The following is a 12,853-nucleotide window of genomic DNA, read 5'->3' as shown; positions in this document are numbered from 1 at the left end:
GATAATTAACACAATGTTACGGAATTTTTTTAAAAAGACGTAGCTTTGTAAGATGACTGTCGAAACACAGGAAGAAACCTTTACATTGGAAGAGGTGCTAGCCGCAGTAACACCCAACCATCGTTTAATACTCTGGAATGACGATACCAATACTTTCGAACATGTGATCAATTGTCTCGTCAAACACCTGCAATACACCGAGGCACAGGCGGAAAAAATTGCATGGAAAGTGCATACGGAAGGAAAGTGTCCCGTGTTGGAAGGGAGTTATACCGAGGTCGATATTTACCGTAAGATCCTTAAATCGGAAGGGCTGACGGTAAGTGTTGAATGATTCAATGCCGCTTATTAAGTAACAATCTAGGCGAACCTATGCCTGAGCTGTAATATTGCGGTTACCATGCGTGCTCGGTTGCAATAAAAGCATAATCTTTGCGGCAACTATTCAGATACTAATTTTTTACGATACGAGATGTATTTTGTAGGCAGAATCAAGATCGGTTACCTTATTTTAGTAGGCATTTTTACGTTACCGTTGGGTTTGAATGCGCAGCCAGGTAAGGCCTCTATATCGGCAGTGGTTGTCGACCAAATTTCGGGCGATCCGGTTGGGTTCGCCAGTGCGGCTTTATTAGTTCAGGAATCCAATGCATACGTAAAGGGTATGCAAACGGTAGATGATGGCAAAGTGTTATTTACGGATGTTGCACCGGGTGTATATACGGTGCGGGTTACCTACGTGGGATACCAAGATTATGTAGCCGAGAATGTGAAGGTTGCGGAGGGAGCGCGTGTTGATTTGGGTAATATTTCGTTAAAGCGAGCCGGAGAATTGTTAGAGGAGGTAGTGGTGCAAGGTGCCCCGCCGGCCATGGAATTGGGTATAGACCGAAAGATATTCAATGTAGCCGAGAGCACGCTTAGTGTAGGCGGAACAGCCACCGATTTATTGGCAAACGTCCCATCGCTACAAGTAGATATGGATGGCACGGTGAGTTTACGCGGGTCCAGCAGCGTCCGCATTTTGATCAATGGACGCGAATCAGCGTTAGCCGGAAGCGACGTTGCCCAGTTTCTTCAATCCTTGCCGGCCAATTCTGTGGAGCGAATTGAGGTGGTCACCAACCCTTCCTCTAAATACGATGCTGAAGGGCAATCGGGTATTATTAATATTGTCTTGAAGAAAAATACATACCTTGGATTTAATGGATCTGCTAACTTTTCGGGCGGTTCTTACAATAATTACCTAGCGGGTGCCAACCTAAATTTCCGGAATAAGAACTTCAACTATTACGGTGGCTATACATTCAACCGGCGCAACATGGTTGGTGGCGGAGTGAATAATACCGAGCTACTGGCTAATAACAGCCTGACCAACAATGTTAGTGAAAATTCGCGTTTGGGTCTTAATCACAATGTACAACTCGGTTTGGATTATTACCTCGGAGAAAAGACGTTCATTGGGCTGGCCGGCAATCTCAGTGTCCGAGGCAATGACCGTAATGAAGACCTATTTTACAATTATTTGAATCATCCGCAATTATCAGGTAGCAGCAGCCGTTTCTCCCGTCAGGACGAGGACGACTTTGGATACGAGATCGCGCTGGACGTGAGGCGGGATTTCGCGCATGAAGGCGAAGAAATGTTGGCCAATTTTACGTTTGGATACGACGGAGAGGAAGGTGTTAATGCCTTTAGTCAGGATTATTCGGCTCCCCCGTCGGGGATGTACGAGCTGGCAAGGATTAACGATACAAAGGAAGATGGACGCAATGTTAACGTTCAGCTGGATTACGTCAGGCCATTCGGCCAAAACCATAAACTGGAGGCGGGATATCGTACGATGATCCGTCGGAGCATGGACTACCAGTACTCCCAGGTTGACTCTACTCAGGGACTGTTGCCCGATTACCGAGTGAGCAACGATTTTGATATGACAAGCAGTGTGCACGCATTGTATGTGAATTACCAAAACAAATTGACGGATAAATTAGGTTATCAAGTAGGGCTTCGTGCAGAGCAAGCTTATCTGGATACCGAATTGGGATTGCTTACGCCCGGTTTACCGGCGGATGAACAGACCATTACCGGACAGTTGGATTATTTCCGCGTGTATCCCAGTTTGTTTCTCACCCAGGAATTTGGTGATAAAAATCAACTTCAGTTAAGCTATACGCGTCGGGTAAGTCGGCCGAGGGGTTGGCAAGTAAATCCGTTTGTAGACGTATCCGATAATTTGAATCATCGGCAGGGTAATCCCAATCTGTTACCCGAAGATATACACTCGTTTGAATTGGGATATACGAAAACCTGGGAGTCGTTGTTGGTTACCTCTTCTGTATATCATCGCATGGTTAATGACGTAACCCAACCGATTATTCAGGAAGTGGATGAAAATACGGGGGTCACATTGATGCAATGGCAGAACATTAGCCGCAATGAATCAACCGGGCTCGAATTGATATCCCGGTTGGATATCTCTAAAAGATGGGATGTCATGGCGAATGTCAATGCATTTCATACGCGATTCAAGGGAAGTGACGAGTTTAATGTCGAACCTTCCGAAGGATTCAGTTGGAACGCCAATGCAACCACGAATTATCGTTTTAGTCCCTTGTTTTCTCTTCAGGCTCGTTTTGAATACGAGGCGCCCCGGATTATGGCACAAGGAAAAGGGATTGATAACTATGTAATCGATGCCGGACTGAAGCTGGATGTATTAAACCGCAAAGGAAGTATTATGTTTAATGCACGGGACTTGCTGAATCAGCGGCGCTTCGGTGGATATACCCAAAGCAACGGTGTTTACCGCTATTTTGAGTATCGATGGATGCGCCGGACATTTATGCTTTCATTTAGTTACCGTTTTGGTAATCAGACGCTAAAGCGGGAAGAGCGGAAGCGGGATGGTGCCGAAGATTATGACGGCGGCGGAGAACAGCAGTTTTAGGCTGCGAACCGACTAATACACGGGCTAAAAGATCCTGGTAAGCTCGCTGAGCGTGCCAATGCTACGCTTGATATCCATAGGAACGGCTTCATTTTTGGGGTTAAAGTAAATGGCATCCATCCCTACATTTTGGGCTCCGCGTATATCCGCGTCGAGACTGTCGCCAACCATTACGCTATCGGGAATTGCTGTTTTCGCGTTTCTTACCGCATGATGGAAAATTCGCGGATCGGGCTTATGAACGCCGACGGTTTCCGAAATCACAATCGTGGCGAAATATTTTTTAAGACCGCATTTGGTGACCTTGATTTCCGCAGCATCCCCAAAACCATTCGAGATGAGGTGAAGTGTGTATTTTTCCTGCAGGTAGCTAAGTGTTTCATGAGCATGGGGAAAAAGGTGAGTCTTTTGCGGGCATAATTTTAGATATTCCTCTTCAAACGCTTTAGGGAATAACCGGGGATCGATCCCTAGCTCGTGAAATGTGTCGGCAAAACGTGCTTCACGAAGCTCCGTCTTGGTGATTTTACCGTGATGATAGAGTGCCCATAGCCGATGGTTGTTGCGGTTATACGTCTCTATAAATGAAATTACAGAAGTAATCCCCAACGCTTCGAAATTGTGGATTGCAAACAACTCCGTCAACGCCTCTCCGGCGTTTTCTTCGAAATCCCAAAGGGTATGGTCCAGATCGAAAAAGATGTCTTTTTTCTTGGAATGCCGCATGGTGCAAAGATACGGTTTTTGCTACGTTTGTTGTGGTCGCGTCATAATCCGCTCCCACATTTGCTTTTAATGGGGGTAAATCGATACTTTTGTGATTGCTTTTTAGGATCTTGGTATGAGGAAGCCATTGGTGCTATTTTATTTTTTGGTTTTTTATGCTACCGCACAGCTGGTGTGGTGGGGTGTGTTGCTTATTGAGAGTCAGCCCGACCGGAAGGCCATGATTATCGGCGAGGGAATTTTTTTCATGCTCATATTTGTCGTGGGGGCGCTTAAGCTGAAGAAGGCATTTGTGCGCGAACATAAAATCCAACAACAACAGCAAAACTTTCTGTTGGCAGTTACTCACGAGTTGAAGTCCCCGCTTGCATCCATTAAACTGGCTATTCAGACCATTCTGAAACGAGACTTGAGCAAAGAACAACGCGATCAGTTCCTGTCCAATTCGTTGAAAGATATCGAACGATTGGATGACCTGGTGGGAAATGTGCTGATTGCTACCAAACTGGAAAATCTGCGCTATAATTTTCCCAAGGAACAAATCGATCTTACGGAGCTGGTAAAAAATGTGGCGGGAAGACTTCAAATCCACTCTTGTACTTCGCAGGTGATCAAAACAGAGCTACAACCCAACATTCTGATTGAAGGTGATCGGTTTGCGATTACCAATGTAGTGACCAATTTAATTGAGAACGCGGTCAAATATTCTCCACCTTGTGCACATGTGGTGGTAAAGCTAACTACCGAGGAAGGGAGTGTATTATTCAGCGTTGCCGACCATGGTATTGGTATTGCCGACAACGAAAAGAAACTTATTTTTAACAAGTTTTACCGGGTAGGAAACGAAGATACCCGTAAAACCAAAGGTACTGGATTGGGGTTATATATAGTAAAAACTGTATTGGAAAGACATCGTGCTCAAATCAGCGTCAAGGATAACACACCCTCCGGAAGCATTTTCGAAGTGACATTTAATAATCATTATGCAACAAACTAAGCATCGGATCTTACTGGTAGAAGATGAAGAACACTTGTTGGATGCCATCAAACTCAATCTAGAGTTGGAAGGTTACCGGGTCTCTACAGCCACGGATGGCAAAAAGGCATTGAAAATATTCAAAGAAGAACGATTTAACCTGGTTATTCTAGATGTCATGATTCCTGAGATCGATGGTTTCCAGGTGGCCGAAACGATACGTTTACAGAATACGGAAGTGCCTATCATGTTCCTGACGGCAAAAAATAGCAGTGAGGATCGCATCACAGGACTCCGGAAAGGAGCGGATGATTATCTGGTTAAACCGTTTAATCTGGAGGAGTTGATCCTTCGCGTAGGAATACTCGTGCGACGGGGTATGAAAGGGGACGAGTTAAAAGAACTGAATTCGTATACCATCGGCGACAAGACCATCTATTTCAATTCGTTTGAACTGCATCATGCCGATGGGTCGGTGACTTCGCTGACTAAAAAGGAGGCCATGCTGTTAAAGCTATTGATTGAACGGCGAAACGAGGCGGTCTCGCGTGAACAGATCCTGGAAACGGTGTGGAATTACGATGTGTATCCCTCTACCCGCACCATCGACAATTTTATTCTGACGTTCCGGAAATATTTTGAGCCAGACCAGAAGCACCCCGTATATTTCCATTCCATTCGCGGTGTAGGTTATAAATTTACAGACAATCCGCAGAGCTCATGATGACCGCCAGGGTACGTGCGTTGGTGTTGGTGATCTCGTTTTTTTTCTTGGCGTGGACGGTATATACACGTGCTTATCAGTTGGCGGCTATGGTGATTGGGTTCATGGGCTATTTAACGTGGAGTCACTACCGGGAAGGTACGGTGTTTATCGCTACTCAAGCCTTTCAAAGGCAGGATTTTGAAAAGGCACGGTACTTACTTGCTGACATCAAAAAGCCGGAAGCGCTACGCAAGGGCAGGCGTAATTATTATGAATTTATGATGGGGAATCTGGCTCTGAAGGCGGAAGATTACGAAGCGGCGGAACGGCACTTCCAGATTGCTTCCCGCTTGCCATTCAGGAGACCCAACGACAAGGCCATTATCTTGGTGAACTTGGCCAACATCAACCTTAGACGGAAGGATTACGAGCGGGTACGTGCGTATGTGGACGTGGCTCGTAAGCTGGAGGTAACGTCCCGGGTTGCACATATTATTGACAAAATCGAAAACGAGATACCTAAAGATCAATCGTGATTAACAATTTACAGAACAATTTGCTGATTCGGGCGGCTTTTTCCCAATCCACCGAACGCCCACCGGTGTGGATGATGCGCCAAGCGGGTCGCTTTATGAAGGAATACTGGGATATAAAAAACAAGTATTCTTTTTTGGAAATGTGTAAAACACCTGAAATTGCGGCCGACGTAACCATGCTGCCCGTTGAGTTGCTGGGAGTGGATGCAGCCATTCTATTTTCTGATATTCTTGTGACCGCCGAGGCCATGGGCGGACAGCTTAGCTTTGAGCAGGGGGTAGGTCCTTTGTTTGCGAACCCCATCCGCAGTTATGCGGATGCGGAAGGCTTAAAAACGGATGTCTCGGATAAATTGCAATATGTCGGTGATGCCATTGGCGTGATTCAGCAACGTTTGCAAGGTGCGATTCCACTGATTGGTTTTGCCGGGGCTCCATTTACGGTTCTTAGTTACCTTGTCGAAGGCGGCTCGTCAAAAGATTTTAAACGAACCAAATTACTGCTTCATAACGAGCCGGAATTGGCGCATCTGATTCTGCAAAAAATTGCGGACGTCACAATCGATTACCTAAATATGCAGATTGCCGCAGGGGTGAATGCCATCCAATTGTTTGATAGCTGGGCATTGGCCCTTTCTTGGGATGATTACAAGACGTTCGCCCATGAGTATAATGCCTATATTTTTTCGAGACTGAATCGGAACGGTGTGCCGGTGATTTCGTTTTGTAAGGGAAGTTCTGTCTTTGCACCCTTGATGGCAGAAGCTGGCCCGGATGTGGTTTCGGTGGACTGGAATGCGGATCTGAGACAGCTGAAAGAGGGACTACCGCAGGGAGTGGCCGTACAAGGCAATCTCGATCCATTTGTTCTATATGCCGACAAAAAAGTGATCAAGGAGAAAATCCTGCATTTATTCGAGCGCATGCGTGGCCAAGATGGCTTTATCTTTAATTTGGGACATGGGATCATGCCCGATATTCCGTTTGAGAATGTAAAATATGCCATTGAGGTGGTAAAGGAGTTTAGCTATTGATGTTATACCTCTACGCAAAAGCCGTGCACATTATCTTCGTCATCACCTGGATGGCGGGATTATTTTATATGGTGCGGCTTTTCATTTACCATACTGAGGCTAAGCAAAAGCCTGAAAAAGAATATCATGTTCTGCACAGGCAGTTTATGATAATGGAAAGTAAATTGTGGTGGATTATCACGACGCCTTCCATGTATCTAGCGGTGTTGGCCGGCCTGACAATGCTTTACCTTGCACCGGGGCTCTTAAAAGCTGGATGGATGCATGTGAAATTGGTTTTTGTACTCGGGCTGGTGGTATATCACTTCATCTGCCAACGGATTATGTTCAGGCTTAGGGAAGAAACCAGCCGTTGGACATCCCTACGACTAAGGTTGTGGAATGAACTGGCTACGGTCATACTTTTCGCGATCGTTTTTGCGGTAGTGCTTAAAAGCGCGGTCAATTGGATCTACGGGGTGGTGGGCCTCTTGGTATTGGCTTCTATGCTCATGATTGCGGTGAAATGGTACAAGAAAGTCCGAGAGCGTTAGCTGCCAAAACATAAGTATTTCAATTCCGTATACTCATCGAGACCGTGTTTGGAACCCTCCCGCCCGATCCCGGATTGTTTGATCCCACCGAAAGGAGCTACCGCATTGGACAGCAACCCGGTATTGATACCCACCATTCCCGCCTCCAATTGTTCGGAAACCCGCCAGCACCGGTTGATATTAGTGCTGTAGAAATAGGCAGCTAAGCCAAATTCGGTATCGTTGGCCATGGCAATGGCTTCATCTTCTGTTGTAAACCGGAATAATGCACAGATGGGGCCGAACGTTTCTTCGCGAGCGATAAAGGACGACATGGGTACATCTGCCAAAACGGTGGGCTGATAAAACAGGTTTTTTTTGACTTTGCCTCCGGTAAGTAGCGTAGCACCTTTTTCGATGGCATCTTTTACGTGGGTTTTCACCTTGTTCAGCCCATCGTTGTTAATGAGTGGCCCTACCTGTATTCCTTCTTCCAGACCATTTCCAACTTTGAGTTTCTTTACAGCAGCGGTCAGTTTCTTGGCAAAGTTCTCAAATACCGCGTCCTGTACGTAAAATCGGTTAATAGATACGCACGTTTGTCCGGAGTTACGGAATTTGCCCGCGATTGCCCCTTCTACAGCCGCATCAAGGTCGGCGTCGTCGAATACCAGGAAAGGTGCATTTCCCCCCAGCTCCAGTGATACCTTTTTTATGGTTCCGGCTGCTTGGGCCATCAGCGATCGGCCTACTTCCGTAGAGCCGGTGAACGATATTTTGCGTATCAACTCGTTTGTCGCAAATTCCTCGCCCATACCTTTACTATCCTTGCCCGTGACTACGTTGAATACACCCTGAGGAAATCCGGCCTCATGAGCCAGTTTTGCGACGGCAAGTGCAGTAAGCGGCGTTTGTGAAGCTGGCCTTAAGACCACCGTACAACCGCAGGCGAGGGCAGGGGCTACCTTGCGGGTAATCATGGCGAGGGGGAAATTCCAGGGGGTGATGGCAGCGACCACACCGATGGGTTGCCGGATCGTAATGAGCCTTTGCCCATTTTTCGGCGGTGGGATGGTTTCACCGTAGGCACGTTTTGCTTCTTCGGCAAACCATTCGATAAAGGAGGCGCCGTACTCCACCTCCGTAAGGCTTTCCGCCAGTGGCTTTCCGCTCTCTTGAGTCATGATCCGTGCGATTTCCTGCTTGTTCGCTACAATCAATTCGTACCACTTGCGTACGGTGCGGCTCCGCGTGGTGGTATCGGTATCCCGCCAAATCGGCCATGCAGCATGTGCGTAATCGATAGCTTTTCGGCAATCCGATCTAGTGAGGTCCGGCACGGAGGCGATGGTCTCGCCTGTAGCCGGATTGATAACCTCAAAGGCTTTTTTGCCTTTAGTGAATTTACCGTTAAGATAAGCCATTGTTTGCATTCTATCCATGGGTTCCTATTAAAAGCCTATATAGGGTAACAGTTTCGCTAAGAAAATGTGTGGATGAATTCGAATCCCATTCAAAATTAGGTAATCCTTGTTGTTAATCAAGTCAGTGGATACTAAATAGTCACATTAACATCTTTTCTTTTACTTTTGTATGTGATTCAAGTTATCGTTTTCCTTCTCAGCATATTTGTTAAATAAGGGTAGGAACCAAATCATCTATGGACAAACAAAGGAATGAACAGGATTAGGGAAAACTACTTTTACAACGTGTTAATTAACGTGTTGAATACCTTACTTCCTATACTAAGTTTTCCTTATATCAGTAGAGTTTTAATGCCTGAAGGCGTTGGTAAAGCTCAGTTTTTATTAAGCGTAGCACAGAATTTCGTAGTATTGGCGGTATTGGGGATACCCGTGTATGGAGTCCGTGAAATAGCCAAAGTGAGGGGCCAGCCACAATTGTTATCTCGTGTATTTTGGGAGATTTTTATCATTAATGTGCTGTCGGCTGCCTTGGTTTCGTGTTTTTATTTGGGTGTGATTTTAACTTACAGGCCCTTTGCTGGAGAATTATCGTCTTTTATGCTGGTGGGTACCTTGGTTTTTTTTAGTTTCATGAATATCGACTGGCTCTATTCTGGCCTTGAAATGTTTAAACAGATTTCGTTGCGCTCGATGTGCGTCAAATTGATCTCGCTTATTGCTTTATTTCTTTTCGTTAAAAATAAAGAGGACATGGTCCTTTATTTATTAATTGTTGTCTTTTCATTTTTGGGGAATCAAATCTGGAATTTTTTTATCTTAAGGAAGTACATAAGTTTCCCGCCAGTTGAATTACATCCACTACAGCATATCAAACCTATTTTGCTTAATTTTGGTGTGCTGTTCGCAATTAGTATCTATACAGTTTTCGATACCATTTTGTTGGGATTGCTGTCCAGTGACAAGGAGGTGGGATATTACACTGCGGCCGTTAAAGTTAGTAAAGTTGTTATACCGGTGGTGACGGCATTGGGGGTGGTACTTTTACCAAGGTTATCGGTTGCCATGAATCGAGACGATAGAGCTGAAGTACAGAATTTGGCTAATCAATCATTTTGGTATGTCGGCACACTAGCTGTCCCTATTGCGGTTGGTTTGTTTGCTTTTGCAGATGAATTTGTTCTGTTGTTCAGTGGCCCGGCATATGTTAATGCTATTCTGCCTATGAAGCTGATGTCTCCGTTGGTCTTGGTGATCGGACTGGCACACATATTTGCATTTCAACTACTAATTCCTGCCAAAAAAGAAAAATGGTATTTATTGGCCGTAATAATCGGTGGAGTTTGTTGCGTTGTGCTGAATATTATGCTTGTACCTCGTTTTTACAGTGTGGGCGCTGCGTTTGCCAACTTAATCACGGAAGTGTTTATTGCCGCATTGTCCTTTTTGTTTGTTCGGCGATTCTTTTCTATTGATTTAAATTGGCGCAAGTTCTTTGTGAAGATAGGTTACGTTAGCGTGTTATTTGTTTTAGTGGCAACTTTCTTAAGATGGATGGACTTTAGCTCGTTAGTCGTATTATCATTAGGGATTCCGGTTTGTGCAGCCTCGTATTTTTTTGTGCTCATATTTGTGGAGAAAGACCGTCATTTGATGAATGAGTTTATGATATTATGCCAAAAGCTTACCAAATATAAAATCAAAATTTGATAGTCTATGGTATAAATATGGATTTTAAGAAGCCAGTCATGTCCAATAACGTTAGATTAATTGCCTATTACCTTCCACAATTCCACCCCATTCCAGAAAACAATTTATGGCATGGAGAGGGATTTACGGAATGGACAAATGTCAGAAAGGCAAAACCCCTGTTTAAAGGTCATTACCAACCAAGAGTTCCAGCCGATTTGGGTTATTATGACTTAAGGGAACCCGATGTACGAATTCGGCAAGCGGAAATGGCCGAAGCGTACGGGATAACTGGTTTTTGCTACTGGCATTATTGGTTTGGGAGGGGAAAGCGACTGTTAGAACGACCATTTAATGAAGTATTGACCTCGGGACAACCAGATTTCCCTTTTTGTTTAGGTTGGGCAAACGAGACTTGGCGGGGCGTTTGGCATGGAGTATCGAAAGGTAAGGTGCTAATCGAGCAACAATATCCAGGAAAAGAGGATTATATTGCCCATTTTAATGCATTATTGCCGGCATTCCGCGATGAGCGATATTTAACTATTGATGATAGGCCGATTTTTGTTATATATATGCCTGATCGGGTGCCCGATTTTGAATTGATGCGGGAGATATGGAATGATTTAGCGATAAAAAATGGCCTAAAAGGTATTTATTTTATAGGGCATAGTGTGCACAGCCGAGAAGTGGACGGTTTATTGGCCGATGGTTACGATGCGGTAAATTTGCTGCGCCTTTACCATATTAGAGATTCAAAAATTACGTCATGGGCAGACCGGCTGTTTAATAAATTAGATGGGAAGCGCTATAACATTTTCCCTTATAGCGAAGCCATGAAGTTTTTTTCCGGACCGGAAGATAGTTTGGAACGTTGTTATCCTACGCTTATCCCCAATTGGGATCATTCTCCTCGAAGTGGCAACAAGGCATATATATTAACCGGATCCACCCCCGCATTGTTTGGTAAACATATCAGAACGACGCTGGATACAATTAAAAATAAGTCAAGTGAACATCGAGTTGCTTTTATTAAATCTTGGAATGAATGGGGCGAGGGAAACTATTTGGAACCTGACGTCGACTTTGGACGACAATATTTAGAAACGTTGAAAAGCGAAGTGGAAAGATTTGCCATATGATGTTGAAATGTTTGAATCTATGGATTGCTCAGAAAAGAAAAGAATACTTATCGTATTTGGAACGCGTCCCGAAGCGATAAAGATGGCACCTTTGGCCAAAGCACTGATGCAAGATGATAATTTTGAGGTTGGGGTATGTGTTACTGCGCAACATAGACAACTATTGGATAAGGTCATGGACTTTTTCGATATCCGTCCCGACTATGACCTGAATTTGATGAAAGCTAATCAAAGCCTCGCTTCACTCTCTGCCGATATTATCCGCGATATGGATAAAATTATCGGCGAATTTAATCCTCATATGGTATTGGTACACGGAGATACCTCTACATCGACATTTTCAGCCTTAGCAGCATTTTATCGAAAAGTTCCTGTGGGCCATGTCGAAGCAGGACTGCGGACGCATCAACGATATGCACCATTCCCTGAAGAAATCAATAGGCAGTTAACGGGACGTATCGCTGATCTGCATTTTTCTCCGACGGCCAGCGCTAGAGAAAATCTTATTCGAGAAGGTGTCGACGCATCACGAATCTTCGTAACCGGGAATACAGTTATTGATGCACTTTTTTGGGCAAAAGACAAACTAAGAACATATCGGGATGCAGAAATTGATGCACTTGAATCCTTGCTCGATTCGGCTAAGAAAACAGTACTGGTAACCGCACATAGACGTGAGAGCTTCGGCCAGGGTATGAAAGAAATTTGTACTGCACTAGCGCAATTGGCGAGACGGCAAGACATTATAATCTTATTCCCTGTTCACCCTAATCCGAATGTACGGGATTTAATGTATGAAAGATTAGGTGAAATAAAAAGCATTCATTTAATTGAGCCGTTGGGATATCCTGCATTCGCCTGGTTGATGGCTCGTGCTTACTTGATTATCACGGATAGTGGTGGTATTCAGGAAGAAGCTCCAAGCTTGGGAAAACCTGTACTTGTGTTACGTGAAGTGTCTGAAAGACCAGAGGCAATCGTTTCCGGTGGGGTAATCCTTGTGGGAACTGATGCGCAAAGAATTGTGACCGAAGCTATGCAATTGTTGGACGTCGAGTCTCGATATACGGCTATGGCTTCAACCCAAAATCCGTATGGTGATGGGCATAGTGTTCCACGTGTTGTATCGTTAGTGAAGAAGTTTTTCAATTTATAGTT

12 protein-coding genes are annotated in these 12,853 nt (G+C 44.8%); 10 read left to right on the top strand and 2 right to left on the bottom strand.

The features are described 5' to 3' along the window. Positions 1–52: 52 nt before the first annotated feature. Positions 53–334, top strand: coding sequence for an ATP-dependent Clp protease adaptor ClpS (locus ACFQRK_RS16865; protein WP_379008806.1), 282 nt, complete (start codon positions 53–55; stop codon positions 332–334). 138 nt (positions 335–472) lie between these two features. Beyond that, positions 473–2,950 (top strand): TonB-dependent receptor domain-containing protein, encoded by a 2,478-nt coding sequence (locus ACFQRK_RS16860; protein ID WP_379008804.1) that lies wholly within the window; start codon positions 473–475, stop codon positions 2,948–2,950. Between the two features lie 24 nt (positions 2,951–2,974). Here ACFQRK_RS16860 and ACFQRK_RS16855 read toward each other — a convergent pair whose 3' ends face one another. After that, entirely contained in the window at positions 2,975–3,676 is a 702-nt protein-coding gene (locus tag ACFQRK_RS16855; protein WP_379008802.1) for a YjjG family noncanonical pyrimidine nucleotidase, read from the bottom strand. A gap of 115 nt (positions 3,677–3,791) precedes the next feature. Here ACFQRK_RS16855 and ACFQRK_RS16850 point away from each other — a divergent pair, with 115 nt between their 5' ends. The 5 genes from ACFQRK_RS16850 to ACFQRK_RS16830 are packed head-to-tail and all read left to right on the top strand — an operon-like array spanning position 3,792 to position 7,461. Continuing rightward, positions 3,792–4,673, top strand: a complete 882-nt coding sequence (locus tag ACFQRK_RS16850) for a sensor histidine kinase (RefSeq protein ID WP_379008801.1) — start codon at positions 3,792–3,794, stop codon at positions 4,671–4,673. Next, the gene (locus ACFQRK_RS16845) at positions 4,660–5,376 is read left to right on the top strand and encodes a response regulator transcription factor (RefSeq protein WP_379008799.1); all 717 of its coding nucleotides are present in this window, start codon (positions 4,660–4,662) and stop codon (positions 5,374–5,376) included. Before ACFQRK_RS16850 ends, ACFQRK_RS16845 begins: the two co-directional genes overlap by 14 nt. Beyond that, a complete protein-coding gene (locus ACFQRK_RS16840) occupies positions 5,373–5,894 on the top strand; it encodes a tetratricopeptide repeat protein (protein ID WP_379008797.1) in 522 nt (173 codons plus the stop codon). Before ACFQRK_RS16845 ends, ACFQRK_RS16840 begins: the two co-directional genes overlap by 4 nt. Next, positions 5,891–6,928 (top strand): uroporphyrinogen decarboxylase, encoded by a 1,038-nt coding sequence (gene hemE, locus ACFQRK_RS16835; RefSeq protein WP_379008796.1) that lies wholly within the window; start codon positions 5,891–5,893, stop codon positions 6,926–6,928. The genes ACFQRK_RS16840 and hemE overlap by 4 nt, the downstream gene beginning before the upstream one ends. Next, on the top strand, positions 6,928–7,461 hold the full coding sequence (locus ACFQRK_RS16830; RefSeq protein ID WP_379008794.1) for a CopD family protein: 534 nt from the start codon (positions 6,928–6,930) through the stop codon (positions 7,459–7,461). The genes hemE and ACFQRK_RS16830 overlap by 1 nt, the downstream gene beginning before the upstream one ends. Here the strand turns inward: ACFQRK_RS16830 and ACFQRK_RS16825 are convergent. Then, entirely contained in the window at positions 7,458–8,882 is a 1,425-nt protein-coding gene (locus tag ACFQRK_RS16825; RefSeq protein ID WP_379008792.1) for an NAD-dependent succinate-semialdehyde dehydrogenase, read from the bottom strand. The genes ACFQRK_RS16830 and ACFQRK_RS16825 overlap by 4 nt on opposite strands. A 234-nt stretch (positions 8,883–9,116) precedes the next feature. Between ACFQRK_RS16825 and ACFQRK_RS16820 the strand changes: the two genes are divergently transcribed. The 3 genes from ACFQRK_RS16820 to wecB are packed head-to-tail and all read left to right on the top strand — an operon-like array spanning position 9,117 to position 12,851. Continuing rightward, positions 9,117–10,574 carry a flippase gene (locus tag ACFQRK_RS16820; RefSeq protein ID WP_379008790.1) on the top strand — a complete coding sequence of 486 codons (1,458 nt, stop codon included), beginning with the start codon at positions 9,117–9,119 and terminating at the stop codon, positions 10,572–10,574. A 17-nt stretch (positions 10,575–10,591) separates the two neighbouring features. Then, entirely contained in the window at positions 10,592–11,695 is a 1,104-nt protein-coding gene (locus tag ACFQRK_RS16815) for a glycoside hydrolase family 99-like domain-containing protein (protein ID WP_379008789.1), read from the top strand. A gap of 19 nt (positions 11,696–11,714) precedes the next feature. Then, a complete protein-coding gene (gene wecB, locus ACFQRK_RS16810; RefSeq protein WP_379008787.1) occupies positions 11,715–12,851 on the top strand; it encodes a non-hydrolyzing UDP-N-acetylglucosamine 2-epimerase in 1,137 nt (378 codons plus the stop codon). Positions 12,852–12,853 lie beyond the last annotated feature (2 nt).

The sequence above is a fragment of the Parapedobacter sp. GCM10030251 genome (assembly GCF_042666505.1).
Classification (GTDB): domain Bacteria; phylum Bacteroidota; class Bacteroidia; order Sphingobacteriales; family Sphingobacteriaceae; genus Parapedobacter.
This window is presented reverse-complemented; position numbering and strand designations above follow the sequence as displayed.